The following is a 15414-nucleotide window of genomic DNA, read 5'->3' on the forward strand; positions in this document are numbered from 1 at the left end:
TCGCGTGCCCTTCGGTTTCCGGTGTGCGGCGGATCCCTCTGGGTTCCATGAATTCACAGCCCGGGGCCTCACGCCTCCCAAACGGCGGCCGCCGTGCGGTCGTCGGCATAACCCTTGACCCGCACTTGGGTGTCGGCGAGGAACGCGGCCAGACCGGGCGGAGCGGCGGCCGACCACCGGCCCGCCAGATGCGCGGACAGCTCGGGCTCGCCGCGCAGCGGTTCGGCGAGGCCGCCCGTGCACATCAGCAGCGTGTCGCCGGGGCGGGCGACCGACGCACGGAAGCGGAAGGGTTCGCGGGGCGGTTCGGGGGCGGGCTCGTACGGGCTCGGCGGGGTCGGGATGCCGAGGTCCATGGTGAGCCGGTCGCCCTCGGGGGTCTCGGCGGGCTGCGAGCCGAAGCCGACGACGGCCTCGCCCGCCGCCTCACCGGCGCTGGGCTCGATGTCCTGCCACTCCCCGTCGCGCAGCCGGAACAGACCGCCGGGGCCGACGCCGAAGAAGACCCGGGTACGGCACTCCGGGTGGGCGGGGAGGAGGAGACAGCGCAGGGTGGCCGCGTACTCGTCCGGGTCGATGCCCTGCTCGGCGGCGCTGGCGCGGAGTTTGCCGAGACTGCGGTCGGTGAGCCGGTGCAGACCGGACTTGAGGTCACCGCGCCGGGCGGCCCGGATGTCCTCGGCGAGCCGCGCGTGACTGCGTCCGACGGCCCGCCCGATCCAGTGGCAGGCCTCGGCGGCGGCCCGGTGCGCCCCCGGTGTGGCCCGCGCCCCGGTCGCCATCGCGACCAGCACCAGGGCCTGCTCCCCGACCCCGAACCGCGCGGTCAGCAACGAGTCCCGGCGCGGCTCACCCCGGAACCGCGCGGAGTCTCCGCGCACCGAAGCGGCCCGCAGGGTGCTGCTGCCGTACCTCGCCCCGTCCAGCACGGTGTCCGCGACCAGGTCGTCCAGCTCGTCCGGGTCGGCGGGCGGGAGGGCGGTGGGCTCGGCGTCGTAGGTGGGCGGGCCGGAGCCGACGTAGTCGAGGGTGAGGGATGCGGGCGGGGGCGTGGCGGGCGGCGGAGGGGGCGGTGGTGCGAGGACGGGGAGGTTGGGGGGCGGGCCGGTGAGGGCGGCCGGGGGCGGCGGGTAGGCGGGCGCGGTGGGAGGTGCCTCCCCGCGGAGGGACTGCGGGGTGGGCGGTACAGGGCTGGCAGGCGGCGGTGGCGGGAACGTCGCTGCGCCGAAGGACGGGGCCGTGCCGACACCGCGCCCGGCTGGGGACGGCGAGCTGTCGTCGCGCGTGGCCGGGGCCGGGGCCGGGGCCGCCGGACGGTGCCCCAGCGCCTCGGGGTCCGCCGTGCCGCCCCGGAAGGAGCCAGTGGCACCGGCAGCACCGGCACGTGGTGCCGGAACCCCCGAGCCCGCCACCGGACGCGGACCCTCGCTCATGGTCCCCGGCACCGGACGTGCCCCGTCGACCACCGGCCCAGGCGCTGGACGCACACCCTCGCCCACGGTCCGCGACACCGGGCTCGCGCCCTCATCCACGGCCCCGGGCACCGACCGCGGACCATCGTCCACGGCCCCTGGGACTGGACGCACGCCCTCATCGGGAGTCCCCGGCACCGCACGCGCACCCTCGTCCACAGTCCCGGCCGCCGAGGCGAACCGGTCCTCCAGGGAGTCGGCCGCGGCCGTGGGCCCCGTGTCGTCGGTGGAGTCGTCGTACAGCTGGCCCCACCAGTCGTCCTCGTGACCGGGCGGCTTTCCCCCCTGCTGGCTCATGCCCCTAATTGTCCACCGCGCGGGCCGGATGAAAACGGGGCGTCAGGAAAATCCGGTGCGCGCCCCTTCTCGAACGGCGTGTCGGCTGACGTACCGAACACCCGTGCGCCACAAGGCGATACGGCACGAAACAGAGCCGCCGGACGGCTCCACCCCCCACGGGAGAACCGCCCGGCGACCACCGAGTGACCGGATCCCGTCGCGGATCCGGTCCGTCCGGGCCCGAGTGTGACTTGCCTTCCTGAAGGCCCGCTGTGATGCGCGCCCGACTCCCCTATGACTTACGGCGGGCGCGAATCCGCAGGCCGAACAAGCCCAATCCAGGCATTGCGGACGGCTGTTGGTGCCTCGGTGGCGCAACCTTGCCAGAGTGGCCGGTGATGCGGCGATGATGTGCGGAGGCGGGTTCGCGCCGTGGCCGGTTTCCGCCACGGCCCGCGCGGTCGGGTCTTCGGGGAGGGGCGGAACCTGATGCTGGGAGCGATAGGCCTGGACGAGGCGCACGAGTCGGCGTACCGGGCGCTGGTGTCCGTCGGCGCCGCGGACGTGCCCGATCTCGCCCGCCGGCTGACCATCGGGGAGTACGACACCGAGCGCGCCCTGCGCCGCCTGGAACTGCACGGACTCGCCGCCCAGTCCACGGCCCGCCCCGGCCGCTGGGTCGCCGCCCCGCCCGGGGTGGCCCTCGGCGCCCTGCTCACCCAGCAGCGCCACGAGCTGGAGAAGGCCGAACTGACCGCCGCGCTGCTCGCCGAGGAGTACCGGGCGACCGCCGCCGAGACCGCCGTACACGATCTGGTGGAGGTGGTGACCGGGGCCGCGGCCGTCACCCGGCGCTTCCTCCAGCTCCAGCTCGGCGCGAGCGACGAGGTGTGCGCGCTGGTCACCGGGAAGCCGGTCGCCGTCACCGGGATGGAGAACGACGCGGAGGAGCAGGCCGCCGGGCGCGGGGTCCGCTACCGGGTCGTCATCGAACGCGCGGTGCTGGACCTGCCGGACGGCCGCACCGAACTGGCCGCCGCGCTCGGCCGCGGCGAGCAGGTGCGGGTGGTGGACAGGGTGCCGACCAAGCTGGTGGTCGCCGACCGCGCCCTCGCCCTCGTACCGCTCACCTCGCACGGCTCCGAACCCGCCGCGCTCGTCGTGCACGCGAGTGGCCTGCTGGAACTGCTCTGCGGGCTCTTCGAGTCGGTCTGGCGGGACGCGCACCCGCTGCACCTGAGCGCGTCCGGCGCCGCCGAGCAGGAGCCGGACGGCCCCGACGGCACCGACCTGGAGGTGCTGTCCCTGCTGCTGGCCGGGCTGACCGACGCGAGCGTGGCGAAGCAGCTGGACCTGGGCCTCAGGACGGTCCAGCGCCGGGTGAAGCGGCTGATGGAGCTGACCGGGGTGACGACCCGGCTGCAACTGGGCTGGCACGCCTACGAACGGGGCTGGGTGACCCGTTACTGACCTGCGCTTTCCCCCGGGATCCCGCAGGCTGGACAGATGGGAGTGGCTGAACTCCTGCTGGTCGGCGTCGTCATCCTGCTCGGCCTGTGCGGAGTCCTGGTGCCCGGAGTTCCGGGGTCGTGGCTGGTGTGGGCCGCGGTCCTGTGGTGGGCGCTGAAGGATCCGCAGCCGGTCTCCTGGGGCGTCCTGGTCGGCGCCACGGCCGTCCTCCTCCTCTCCCAGGTGGTGCGCTGGTGGCTGCCGCCCCGCCGGCTCCGGGCCAGCGGCGCGACCCCCCGGACGGCCGTGTACGCCGGGACCGGCGCATTGCTGGGCTTCCTGCTGCTGCCCGTGCTCGGCGCGATCCCCGGCTTCATGGCGGGCGTCTACGTCCACGAACGCCTGCGGCTGGGCCGGCACGCCGAGGCCATGGCCTCCCTGCGTACGGCGATGCGCTCGGGCGGCTCCAGCGTGCTGACGGAGCTCTTCACGTGCCTGCTGATCGCGGGGGCGTGGCTGGGCGCCACGATCTGGGGCTGACCCCTCAGGTCTACGGGGTCTACGGGGTCCAGGGGGTCAGTGGCGCCAGCGTGGTGAGGTCGACCGTGTCGGCGAGTGCGCGCATGCCCGCGTCGTTGAAGTGGAGGTGGTCGCCGGAGTCGTAGGCGGGCCGGATCCGCTGCGGCTGCTCCGGGTCGCGGACGGCCGCGTCGAAGTCGACGACCGCGTCGAAGAGCCCGCCGCCTCTGATGAAGACGTTGACCTTCTGCCGTACGGTTTCCCGCGCCGCCGTGTACGCGCCATTGCCGCCGTACGGCGTGAGCGTTCCGCCGATGACGCGGATGCCGTGGGCGTGAGCGCGGGTCACGAGGGTGCGGTAGGCGGTCTCGAAGGCGGCGGGGTCGGTGGCGTTCGGGGTGCCCTTGATGTCGTTGATGCCCTCCATGACGATCAGCACCCGCACTCCCGACCGTGACAGGGCGTCCGCGTCGAGCCGGGCCAGGGCGCTCGGTCCGGTGTCGTCGCGCAGCAGGCGGTTGCCGGAGATCCCGGCGTTGAGGACGCCGAGGCGGCGGTAGGAGGGAAGGTCTTTCAGGCGCTCGGCGAGCCGGTCGGGCCAGCGGTGGTTGGCATCGCGGGTGGAGCCGTTGCCGTCGGTGAGGGAGTCGCCGAACGCCACGACGCTGCCGGCCACCGGGGCGTCGAGGACGTCGACGCCGGTGACGTAGTACCAGGAGGTGGTGGTCGTCGTGTACGCGGTGCCGTCGCTGTCGGCGGCCCAATTGCCGCTCGAGGTGCGGTAGTTGGTCTGCCCGGCGGCACGGTGGTAGGTCGCCGGGCCGGAGTCGTCGGGGGTGTGGACCGTGACAAGCAGGTCCGCCGCGTCGGGTACGGCGAGCGGGACGGCGTCGGTGACCAGGTCCTCGCCGGCCGGGATCGTGACCGCGCCGGCGCCGTTGACGGTGGCGGTGCGCATCGAGCCGGGCACGGCGTTTGGACCGGTCCCGCGCAGGGCGACGGTGACCGTGTCGAGGCGGAGGGGGGCGGTGCCGAGCCGGTTGGTGAGCCGGACGCGGACGGCGTCGCCGCCGACGCTGAGATGCACGACGTTGCGGAAGGAGGCGCCGGGACGGGCCGCGGCGGTCCCGGAGGGGGCGGCCTCCCAGCTGCCGGTCCAGGTGTCGAGGGGTTCGCGCGCCGGGGCCCCGGCCGCCGCCGTACCCTGCCCGGCTCCCGCCCCCAGCACCACGACCAGCAGTGCCACACCGATCCGTCCGGCCCCGACCATGAGCGCTCCGCCTCTCCCCGCCGATCACGAGGAGGCGACCGTGGCACGCGGAGCGGGGCGGACGGCGGAGCATCACCGGTGGCCGCGGCCGTATCCGCCTGTCCGGAGTAGGACGGAAGTCCTGGTCCCTGAAGCCGATGCGCCGGGCGGGCAGGCGTGTTTGGCTGCGGGCATGACCGAATTCACCGAGGCCGAGCGCGCGTATCTCAAGTCGCAGCGGCTGGGCCGACTGGCCACCGTCGACCCGCAGGGCCAGCCGCAGGCGAACCCCGTCGGCTTCTTCCCGCAGGACGACGGGACGATCCTGGTCGGCGGTTATGCGATGGGCACGACGAAGAAGTGGCGCAATCTGCGGGCCAACCCGAAGGTCGCGCTGGTCGTGGACGACATCGTCAGCGTCAGCCCGTGGCGGGTACGCGGCATCGACATCCGCGGCGAGGCCGAACTCCTCGTGGGCCCGCACGAGTTGGGGCCGCACATGAGCGAGGAGGTGATCCGCATCCATCCTCGGCGGATCCACAGCTGGGGCCTGGAGACCGACTAGTCCAGCGGGACCGACGGGTCCAACGCGTCCTCCAGGGTGAGGAGTTGGACCTTGCGGTCGAGGCCGCCCGCGTAACCCGTCAGTGAACCGTCCGCGCCGATCACCCGGTGGCATGGGCGGACGACCAGCAGCGGGTTGGCGCCGATCGCCCCGCCCACGGCCCGTACGGCGGCCCGGGACGCGCCGATCCGGGCGGCGATCTCGCCGTACGTCGTCGTCGCACCGTACGGAACGGAGTCGAGCGCGCTCCACACCCGCTCCCGGAACTCCGTGCCGGAGGTGTGGAACTCCAGCTGGAATTCCTTGAGTTCACCGGCGAAGTAGGCGGCGAGCTGTTCGCGGGCCGCGCGGAAGGGGCCCGGGTCCTGCCGCCACTCCGGCTGGACGGTACGGCCGCCCTTCTGACCGGGGACGGAGAGGGAGGTGAGGGCGCCACTGTCGTCGGCGGTGAGGAGCAACTGCCCCAAGGGGCTCTCGAAGTTCGTCCAGCGGATGGTCATGGAAACTCCAACTCCCCTGCTGCGAGCAGGTGTTGTACGGCGTAGGAACGCCAGGGGCGCCAGGCGTCCGGGATGTCGGCACCGGGCAGTGCCACGTCGGGGTCGCCGAGGGCGCGGGCGCGGATGACGGCGACCGTGGCGGCGTCCAGGCCGGGCAGCGCGAGCAGCGCGGCTTGGGCGTCGTCCCGGTCGGCGCCGACGTCGAGTCGTACGGTGCCGTCGGCGAGGGCGGCGACGAGGCCGGCCAAGGCACTGTCGGGGTCGGGCTCGTCGGGGGCGACCGGGGTATCGCCGAGCACGGCCTCGGCCAGTACCGACGGTTCGGGGAAGAGGTGGGTGAGGCTGCCGGACGGGGCGTCCAGCGTCCTGCCGTGGCGCCGCACCAGCCGCTCGGCCTCCGCCGGTCCGACCAGCGCCCGTACGGCCAGTTCCTCCGGATCGGCGGCGCCCGGTGCGCGGAGGCCCGGCCGGGCGGCGACGAGCGGGGCCAGCCGGGGGTCTGCGCCGAGCCGCTCGTCGACGGCGTACGGGTCGGCGTCGAGGTCGAAGAGGCGCCGTAGCCGCTGTACGGCGGTGGTCAGGTCGCGGTGGTCGGTGAGGTGGAGGCGGGCGTCGAGCCAACCGCCGGCGTGGGGACGGCCTTTGAGAGAGCCGGGGCGTTCGTCGACGGCGACGATCCCGGTGCCGCAGGGAAGGCGGAGGGTACGGCGGTAGGTACGGCGACCGGGGATGCCGGTGACTTCCTCGATGCCGGGGACGGCCTCGCGTTGCAGCAGGTCGAAGACGGCGGCGGACTGGTACGGGCCGCGGTGCGCGAGCCGCAGCGGGATTCCGGCGGACGGTTCGGCCGTTGGACCGGTCCCGTCGCCGGGCGCGACGCCGCCCGGCTCTCCTGCCGGTGACTTGACCGATGACTTGGCCGATGACTTGGCCGGTGGCTGGGGCGCGTTGGTGCGGAGTTCGCTGGGGGTCGAGGCGTACACGGCGCGGATCGTGTCGTTGAACTGGCGCACGCTGGCGAAGCCGGACGCGAACGCGATCTCCGTGATCGGCAGGTCGGTGGTCTGAACGAGGACGCGTGCGGTGTGCGCCCGTTGGGCCCGGGCGAGGGCGACGGGACCGGCGCCGAGTTCGGCGGTCAGCTGGCGCTGGACCTGCCGGGCGCTGTATCCGAGCCGTACGGCGAGCCCGGCGACGCCCTCGCGGTCCACGACTCCGTCGCCGATCAGCCGCATGGCGCGGCCCACGACATCGGCGCGCACGTTCCACTCGGCCGACCCCGGCACGGCGTCCGGACGGCACCGCCGGCAGGCCCGGAACCCCGAGCCCTGCGCGGCGGCGGCCGTCATGAAGAACCGCACGTTGCGTCGCTTCGGGGTCACGGCCGGACAGCTGGGCCGGCAGTAGATCCCGGTGGTCGCGACGCCGAAGAAGAACTCACCGTCGAACCGGGCGTCCCGGCTCCGTACGGCCTCGTACCTGCTGTCTTCGTCCATCACGCCGTCCAGTCTCCGCCATCCCCGGGGGTGGGGCTGGCGGAAATCGGACGCGGCGTTGACGTGGCGCCGGAGTCGGAATCGGAGCCGGAGCCGGAGCCGGCTGGGCCACTACCCCCAGCGCCCGCGCTTCGCCTCCATGGCCGCCTTCCCCTCCGCCCCCTTCCGCTTCCAGTCGCGGCGCAGCTCGGTCCTGAGCCGGGCGTCGGTCTTGGCGATGATCCACTGGTTCTCGCGCATGAGCTTGCGGTAACTGTCGAGCCGGCGCACGGGCAGCTCGCCCGACTCGACGGCGGCGAGCACCGCGCACCCCGGTTCGGCGATGTGGGCGCAGTCCTGGAAACGGCACTGTGCCGACAGTTCCTCGATCTCGGCGAACACCTGCCCGACGCCGGTCCCCGCGTCCCACAGCCCGACACCGCGCAGCCCCGGCGTGTCGATCAGGACACCGCCGCCGGGCAGTACGAGCAGGTTGCGCGTGGTGGTCGTATGACGGCCCTTGCCGTCCACGTCACGCGTCGCCCGGACGTCCATCACGTCCTCGCCGAGCAGCGCGTTCGCGAGCGTCGACTTGCCCGCACCGGACTGCCCGAGCAGCACGGACGTACCGCCGGCGGCGACCGCGGCGAGCACGTCGATCCCCTCCCCGGTCGTGGCACTGGCCGCCAGCACCGGCACACCCGGCGCCGTGGTCTCCACGTCCTGGACGAGATACGACAACGTCACCGCGTCCGGCACGAGGTCGGCCTTGGTCAGCACGACGAGGGGCTGGGCACCGGACTCCCAGGAGTCCGCCGCGTTATGCAGCAGTGCCTCGCCAGTGGAGCAGGACATGGCCAAGGCCAGGAACCGCTCGATCCGCCCGAGGTCCAGTTCGGCCGCGAGCGACACACAGATGACGACGTGATCGATGTTAGTGGCCAGGACTTGGCCTTCGGAACGCTTCGACGAGGTGGAGCGGACGAAGGCGGTACGGCGGGGCAGGAGTGACCGCACGTAGCGCGGGTTGCTGCCTTCGGGGTCGACGGCGACCCAGTCCCCTGTGCACACGACTTTCATCGGATCGCGGGGGACGACGAACTCGGTGTCGGCACGGACGGTGCCGAACGGGGTGACGACATCGCACAGGCCACGGTCGACGCGTGCGACACGGCCGGGCAGGAGACCCTGCTCGGCGAAGGGGGCGAACTCGGCTTCCCAGTCCGCGTCCCAGCCGTACGGCTGGAGCGGGTGCGAAGGAGACGAGAGCAAACCCGGGAGAGAAGAGAAAGACAAGGGGTGACCCTTCACAAGGGTGGCCCCGGCACCGCGCACACAGACGCGGGAAAATGGAGAGAGGTCAGCCGGAGACCACGGGAGTGGACTTGATGAACTTCCGGATGCGGGCAGCGCCCATCACAGAGACAGCCATCGGTCACACCTCCCAGACATGCTCAAGGCCCCCACGGCAACGTGTGGTTACCGCTCGAACAGCACCGATCCTAGAAGGGACGCGGGGCACGACGCCACTGAATTACGAGGCACCCACAGCAAGCACAGACGAGCACCCCCTTTGAGTTCGAACGTGCCGGCTGAAGCGGCCAGACAACCCGGCGTCCGAGCCCGCGGAAGGACCGGTGCTACGCGACCGTCTCCGGAGGGCTCTCCGCCTAGTGATCAGGCCGCCTGCGGGGCTCTGCTCACCTGCAGCGAGCACGGCGTGTTCATTCGTGCAGGGTCGGAAGGCCGGGATGGAGGTAGCGCCAGTCCAGAGCGATGTTGCGCAGGGTCTGGGTGACCGCTCCCGGGAGATCGCCCACCGCCACGAGTTCCTCGGGCAGGTAGTCGCTGCCCCGCCTGAGGTCCCCGGTGCCGATGCGCGTCCCGAGGAGGTCCGTGTTGAGCAGTGTTTCGAGCGAGGGGTTGTTCGGCGCTCCCGCGGCGATGTGCAGTTCGATGGGCGGTACGGGGACGGAGGCCGTGCCCAGCAACTCCTCGGTGAGGGTCGGCAGAGCATTGTGGGCCAACGCGTGCACCGCCTCGTAGCAGGCTTGAATCCACAGGTCGTTGGCGATTTTCTGGCCGCCGGTCCAGAACAGCAGGTCGAAGAGCACTTCAAGGCTGCTGCCTCCCTGGGCCAGCGCGACCGTGCATTCCGCGCGAACGCGGGGATGCACGGGCTCGCCTGGGCCGTCGTGTCCGGCCGCGAGGCGGACGAACCAAGCGGTTCCGTGCTCAGGGTCGATCTTCCAAGGCTCTTGGAAGAGCTGGGAGTTCACGCGCCGAGTGAGCCCTTCCAGTCTCTTCGGCAGTTGACGCGTAACCGGGTTGCCCAAAGCACCCAGGAGAGCGTCAACCGTGGTGCCGTGCAGTCGTAGGCGAGTGCTATTCCGTCGAAGTGACCGCGACGCCGCGGCGCGGACGATCAAGTCCGGGGGCGTCTTCCGGTAAGCATCCCGGTTCTGTGGTGACGTGTACTGGTCAGGAGAAAGGCGGGGATCAGAGGGGTAGGCGGTCGCCGGTGCGGGGTCGGCCCGCTGGAACATCATCTGGACAAGCCGACGGTCTGCTGTCTGGTTGCGACCGTCCAGGCGGATCCTCACCACGCCCTGGTGGAGCAACGGCTGCGGGACGGTATCCGGGTCGATGCGGACGACGAGGAGCAGTTTTCCGTCGACCATGACGGGGATAACCTCGGGCGTCCAGCCAGGCGGATCGAAGGTGTTGGCCATCTTGCTGACCAGTCGGTCCTTGTCAGCCGCCGTGACTCCTACCAAGCCCCCGGGCAGGTTGATGTCCTTGGGACGTGCGTCGACGCCGATAAGGACCACACCACCATAGGTGTTGGCCATCGCCCCGACGGTGTCGTCGGCGGCGGCGATGTTGCGCTTGTACTCGACAGTGAAATTCTCCTCCAACTCCAGGCTCAGGAAGTGGCGGACCATGCCGGTGTCGACCGCATCTGCGGGTGCGCTGAAGAGGGGGTGAGCGAGGTTGGGCATAGCTCAGCATGACCTGTCCCGCAGCCAGGACGCACTCCGTTTGATAGGGCCCTGCCCCGCGCTCCGCCCACGTTCGACCTGCAGCATCGTGGCTGCTGGTTACACGACGAAGATCCCTACGTCGAAGCAACTGGTGGCTGAGGTCGGGAGCACCGACTTCGGACACGGCGTTTCCCTCAGGTACGGAAGAGTCGTGAAATGAGCGTGCCGCCATGCCCGAAGAGTCCACACCACTAGGGTGTATATCGAATGTGCCGTGCACGGAACGGCCTGTCGTTACCGGCTCCGTGAGCGACGTCATAAACGGCCGACGAGCCCCCGCCCGGCTTCGGCGGACGGTGGTGTCCCCCGCGACGGCGCTCCAACAATTCGGTTGCGCGTCGACGCTCAGCTTCGCGATCTTGTGTTCATGACCTTGGCCGAGGAACTGATCGAGCTCCGCCGGGAGATCCATCGCCGGCCCGAACTTGCGGGCGAGGAGCGGGAGACGGCCGGGCTGGTCGCGGAGCAATTGCGTGCGGCGGGGCTGGAGGTGACGACCGGCGTGGGCGGGCACGGGGTCGTCGCCGTGCTCGACGGTTCTGCAAACGGCCCGACAGTGGCGTACCGGGCGGACATGGATGCCGTGGACGCGACGAGGAACGTGCTGCCGTTCCCGCGCTCGGGCCGGGTGCACGACGAGGGCTTCGCGTCGCGCGTGCCTGGTGTCGCACACCTGTGCGGGCACGACCTGCACACCGCGATCGGTGTCGGCGTGGCCAGGACGCTGGCCCGGAGTTCCGATCAGGTGCGGGGGCGGCTGGTGTTCGTGTTCCAGCCGGCCGAGGAGCCTCTGCAGGGCGCCCGCGCGATGCTGGACACGGGATTGGTGCAGGAGTTCGCGCCGCGTGAGTTCTACGCACTGCATTGCAGCCCGTTCCCCACTGGCACCATCGCGGTGTCCCCGGGCTATGGGCTGCCCGGCCTCGACCAGGTCCGGATCGTGGTTCCGGGTGGCGAGGACGCGGCAGCCGCCGTCGCGGCCGAGGTCGCGGAGCTCGGCACGGTCGGTTTCCCGCAGAATCTCGCCGAGTACCACGCAGGCTTCAACGCCCTCTTGGACCCCGATGTGGCCGCGTCCAACCAGGAATCTGTTTCCGTCGCGACATGGACCGAGCCAGGGTCTGGCGGGCAGTCGGTCGCCGGCATTCTCCTGCGCGTCTGGCCACAGGAGCGGCTGCCGGAAGTACGTGCACAGGTCGCGCAGGTCGCGGCGGCCGCCGGCGGACACGTCGAGTTCCAGGACGCCCCGTTCCCTGCCCTGGTGAACTCGGCGCAGCTCAGCACGGCGGCCGGCAACTACCTGAGCACTGCGCTCGGGCCGGAGTCCGTCCTGTGGGCCCGGGCATCGTGGCCCTACAACTGCGAGGACTTCGCGTTGTTCCTCAACGAGGCCCCAGGAACGCAGCTCTACCTTGGCGTCGCAGACACCGAATCGGGCATCAACGGCGCGCCCCACTCCCCTGAGTTCGCGGCCGACGAGCGCGCAATCGGCCACGGCGTGCGCGCCATGACCGGCCTCCTGACCCATCGATTGGCGATCCGGTCCACTGCTCACCAGCATCGTTCCTGACGGAGTCGCACGAAGTGAGATGATCTTGCTTCGTGGCACGTGAAGATCTAACGGATGCACAGTGGGCCCGTCTGGAGCCTCTGTTGCCCAGAGGCAAGAAGCCGGGCCGTCCGATGATTTGGACCAGTCGGCAGCTGATCGACGGGATACGGTTCCGTACCCGCACCGGTGTCCCGTGGCGGGACGTGCCGGAGCGGTACGGCCCCTGGGCCAGGTCGTACGACCTGTTCCGCCGCTGGCAGCGGGATGGCACCTGGCATCGGATCTTCGCCGAGCTGCAGGCCCAGGCCGACGCCAACGAGCTCATCACCTGGGACCTCAACGTCGACTCCACCGTGTGCCGGGCCCACCAGCATGCCGCGGGGGCGCGGAAAAGGGGCCCTGCACAAGGAGCCGCCCGGCGGCATCGCCGTCGAGCCGGACGACCACGGCCTCGGGCGCTCGCGCGGCGGCCTGACCACCAAGCTCCATCTCGCCGTCGAACAGGGCCAGCGCCCCATGGCCATCGTGATCACCGCCGGACAGCGAGGCGACTCCCCGCAGTTCGAACCCGTCCTGGACAAGGTCCGTGTGGCCCGCCTCAGCGCTGGACGGCCGCGGACCCGGCCCGACCGGGTCCGTGCCAACACGGCGTACGCCTCCCGCAAGAACCGCTCCTACCTGCGGCGACGTGGCATCCACTGCACCATCCCGGACAAGGCCGACCAGGCCCGCAACCGCAAGAAGCGCGGTTCGCGCGGCGGCCGGCCACCCAGGTTCGACGCCGACGACTACAAGGCTCTGCACGCGGTCGAATGCGGTATCAACCGCCTCAAGACACACCGCGCCGTCGCCACGAGATACGACAAGCTCAGCGTCCGCTATTGAACTTGAATGGGTGATGTCGCGGGATGGTGAGCGTGGCGGTACCCCGAGCCGCTACGTGTAAGGCTGTCGCGTCAAGATGACTGCATGACCGAGAGCGGAGCGGATCTGCTGGCGTTGCTGCGCGAGCTCGATGATCCGGAGTGGCTGGATTGGCCGCAGCACTACAACCGTGGTGAGACCGCGGCCCTGTTCAGCGGTCTGGTGAGTCGGCTCGAAGGTGACTTCGCAGCTCGGTGCACGGCTGAGCAGGACACTCAGGACTCCAGCGAGTACGGACGTGTCGTCGTGCCTGCGGACGCGACCGTATGCGGAACCCGGATCGTGGTCTGTGTGAGCAAGTTCGGCTCATTGGCTCTGGTCTGCGCGGACAACCCGGGCGCCTTCTTCGGGACGGAGGATGCCCAGGCTGAAGGCGCACTGGACGGTGTTGACCTTGCCAGGGTGAATCGCGCGTTGGTCGAGTTCGGCTACGTGGTGGTCGCCGAGGAAGTGTTGGAGCGCGAGTACGACGGGCCGAGCCGACTGCCCTCGCACGTTCAGCGGCCCAGCTGGTGGCATCGCTTCTTCGGCATCTTCTGACGATCACGACCACAGGGTCAGGCCGGTGCCCGCCAGGCAGCCGTCGATCACCTCCGGTTGGTACTGCAACATCTTGAGCCTGCGCTTCACAGCGCGGGTGACCTGGCCGAGGTCTGCGGCGGCAAGGTTGCCGATGTCGCGTTTGACCAGGGACCAGATGCCCTCCTGCGGGTTGAGGTCGGGTGCGTAGGTCGGTAGCTGGAACACGGTGAGCCAGTCGGCGTTCGCCCCGAAGAACTCCCGCAGCGGCGCGACCAGGTGCATGCGCAGGTTGTCCCACACCAGAACGATCGGTCCGCCGAGCTGTGTACGGGCGCGGATGACCAGATCGCGATAGTCCTTCCAGCCGAAGCCCTTCGGCTCCTCCTTGCGGCCCCGGTACTCGCGGATCGCGTAGATCAGACGGGACCGCTCACCAGCCCTGTAGCAGGTCATGCCCGCCATCGACACACGGCCCGATCCCCGTCCGCGCACCCGGATGACCGGCGTGCTGCCCCTGCGACTCCATGTCCTGGCGCGCGGCGGCGTCATCGACTGGCTCAGTCAAGATTTCCGTGACCGGGTGACGGAGCGTCACTTTGATGGCATCGTCCGTCGTGTGTGACGACTTGCTCGACACTGTGTTTCCACACCTGGATCAAGTGCGGGTGCAGGACGTGCGGGGGCAGGACGGCCTGGTACGCATCGATCTGTCGGTGCGCCGGCTGTTCTGCGATGTCACCGGATGCCCGCGTCGCACCTTCGCCGAGCAAGTCGAGGGGCTGAGCCTCCGCTACGGACGACGCACCATTGTGCTGATGGCTGTCGTGGAGGCGATCGCTTTGGTCCTGGCCGGCCGGGCGGGCGCCCGGCTTGGCGCGGTGCTGCACATCGTCGTGAGCCGGATGACGCTGCTGAATGTGCTGATGACGCTGCCCGATCCGTGCCCGCGCTCGCCGAGGGTGCTGGGGGTGGACGACTTCGCCACCCGGCGCGGACGCAGATATGGAACGGTTCTGGTCGACATCGAGTCCCACGAAGTCCTCGACCTGCTGCCCGGCCGGGAGAAAGAACCCGTCGCCGTATGGCTGGCCGGGCACCCCGGGATCAAGGTGATCTGCCGGGACCGCGCCGGTGCCTATGCCGAGGCCGCTCGAGCCGGGGCTCCGCACGCACTCCAGGTCGCCGACCGGTGGCATTTGTGGGACAACCTCGCCACCGCCGTTGAGCGCACGGTGATCGCTCACCGTCCTTGTCTGCAGGCGCCAGAGCCCAGTGCCCCTTCCGCCCGGCGTCTGGCCGCGGCTCCGCCCTCCACGCTCAATCCGGATACCGGCATCGAGAAATGGCTGATCACCCGAACGCGTGAGCGACACGCAGCAGTTCAACGACTACTGGCGAAGGGCTGGTCGATCAGCGCAATCGGGCGGGAGCTGGGCCTGGCCCGGCACACCGCGGAACGCTACGCCCACTGCACGAACCTCGACGGCCTCATCGACGGGGCCCTGCGCACCACGCGCCTGGACGATTACAAGCCCTACCTGATCCGGCGCTGGAACGAGGGATGCACCGATGCCGCCCGTCTGTTCCGGGAAATCCAGACTCAAGGCTATCTGGGACGCACCCCGCAAGCGGTGCGGCGCTACCTCCGACCGCTTCGCACAGGCCTCGGTTCGATCCGGTCGCCCGCCTCGGTACTCAAGCCGCAGCAGGTCACCAACTGGATCATGTGGAACCCCGAGCATCTGCGCACGGACGAGGAGCGGCAGCTGCGTGAAGTGCTCGCGCTGAAACGGCAGATGTACGGCCGAGCCGGCTTCGCTCTCCTCCGCAAACGAGTCCTGCTGAGCTGACCAAAGTGACGCTC

12 protein-coding genes and 2 pseudogenes are annotated in these 15414 nt (G+C 70.7%); 7 read left to right on the plus strand and 7 right to left on the minus strand.

Annotation, left to right across the window (positions count from 1 at the left end; genetic code table 11):
* Positions 1-68 precede the first annotated feature (68 nt).
* The gene (locus ACQHII_RS11325; RefSeq protein WP_427919175.1) at positions 69-1769 is read right to left on the minus strand and encodes a protein phosphatase 2C domain-containing protein; all 1701 of its coding nucleotides are present in this window, start codon (positions 1767-1769) and stop codon (positions 69-71) included.
* Positions 1770-2240: 471 nt separating this feature from the next.
* Here ACQHII_RS11325 and ACQHII_RS11330 point away from each other — a divergent pair, with 471 nt between their 5' ends.
* Positions 2241-3221 carry a helix-turn-helix transcriptional regulator gene (locus ACQHII_RS11330; RefSeq protein ID WP_427919176.1) on the plus strand — a complete coding sequence of 327 codons (981 nt, stop codon included), beginning with the start codon at positions 2241-2243 and terminating at the stop codon, positions 3219-3221.
* 36 nt (positions 3222-3257) lie between these two features.
* A complete protein-coding gene (locus ACQHII_RS11335; protein WP_427919177.1) occupies positions 3258-3740 on the plus strand; it encodes a DUF456 domain-containing protein in 483 nt (160 codons plus the stop codon).
* 19 nt (positions 3741-3759) lie between these two features.
* Here ACQHII_RS11335 and ACQHII_RS11340 read toward each other — a convergent pair whose 3' ends face one another.
* Complete coding sequence (locus ACQHII_RS11340) at positions 3760-4989, minus strand: SGNH/GDSL hydrolase family protein (RefSeq protein ID WP_427919178.1); 1230 nt, start codon at positions 4987-4989, stop codon at positions 3760-3762.
* A gap of 172 nt (positions 4990-5161) precedes the next feature.
* Between ACQHII_RS11340 and ACQHII_RS11345 the strand changes: the two genes are divergently transcribed.
* Positions 5162-5533, plus strand: a complete 372-nt coding sequence (locus ACQHII_RS11345; RefSeq protein WP_262056420.1) for a PPOX class F420-dependent oxidoreductase — start codon at positions 5162-5164, stop codon at positions 5531-5533.
* Here ACQHII_RS11345 and ACQHII_RS11350 read toward each other — a convergent pair.
* The 4 genes from ACQHII_RS11350 to ACQHII_RS11365 form a co-directional block, all read right to left on the minus strand.
* Positions 5530-6033, minus strand: a complete 504-nt coding sequence (locus ACQHII_RS11350) for a methylated-DNA--[protein]-cysteine S-methyltransferase (protein ID WP_427919179.1) — start codon at positions 6031-6033, stop codon at positions 5530-5532. The two genes, ACQHII_RS11345 and ACQHII_RS11350, sit on opposite strands and share 4 nt — an antisense overlap.
* Positions 6030-7529 (minus strand): DNA-3-methyladenine glycosylase 2 family protein, encoded by a 1500-nt coding sequence (locus ACQHII_RS11355; RefSeq protein WP_427925290.1) that lies wholly within the window; start codon positions 7527-7529, stop codon positions 6030-6032. The genes ACQHII_RS11350 and ACQHII_RS11355 overlap by 4 nt, the downstream gene beginning before the upstream one ends.
* Before the next feature lie 111 nt (positions 7530-7640).
* Complete coding sequence (gene rsgA / locus ACQHII_RS11360; protein WP_427919180.1) at positions 7641-8804, minus strand: ribosome small subunit-dependent GTPase A; 1164 nt, start codon at positions 8802-8804, stop codon at positions 7641-7643.
* A gap of 428 nt (positions 8805-9232) precedes the next feature.
* A complete protein-coding gene (locus ACQHII_RS11365; RefSeq protein WP_427919181.1) occupies positions 9233-10510 on the minus strand; it encodes an AlbA family DNA-binding domain-containing protein in 1278 nt (425 codons plus the stop codon).
* A gap of 409 nt (positions 10511-10919) precedes the next feature.
* Between ACQHII_RS11365 and ACQHII_RS11370 the strand changes: the two genes are divergently transcribed.
* From ACQHII_RS11370 to ACQHII_RS11380, 3 genes and pseudogenes are all read left to right on the plus strand, one after another.
* On the plus strand, positions 10920-12122 hold the full coding sequence (locus ACQHII_RS11370; protein ID WP_427919182.1) for a M20 metallopeptidase family protein: 1203 nt from the start codon (positions 10920-10922) through the stop codon (positions 12120-12122).
* Between the two features lie 32 nt (positions 12123-12154).
* Positions 12155-12989 (plus strand): annotated as a pseudogene (locus ACQHII_RS11375) (IS5 family transposase).
* A gap of 84 nt (positions 12990-13073) precedes the next feature.
* Entirely contained in the window at positions 13074-13568 is a 495-nt protein-coding gene (locus tag ACQHII_RS11380) for a hypothetical protein (protein ID WP_427919183.1), read from the plus strand.
* Between the two features lie 3 nt (positions 13569-13571).
* On the opposite strand, the pseudogene ACQHII_RS11385 reads toward ACQHII_RS11380, so the two are convergent.
* Positions 13572-14105: pseudogene (locus ACQHII_RS11385) on the minus strand (transposase); the annotation flags it as partial.
* 44 nt (positions 14106-14149) lie between these two features.
* On the opposite strand from ACQHII_RS11385, the gene ACQHII_RS11390 reads away from it, so the two are divergent.
* On the plus strand, positions 14150-15400 hold the full coding sequence (locus tag ACQHII_RS11390) for an ISL3 family transposase (RefSeq protein WP_427919184.1): 1251 nt from the start codon (positions 14150-14152) through the stop codon (positions 15398-15400).
* The last annotated feature ends 14 nt before the right edge of the window (positions 15401-15414 follow it).

It is taken from the genome of Streptomyces sp. cg40, from assembly GCF_050320165.1.
Classification (GTDB): domain Bacteria; phylum Actinomycetota; class Actinomycetes; order Streptomycetales; family Streptomycetaceae; genus Streptomyces; species Streptomyces hokutonensis.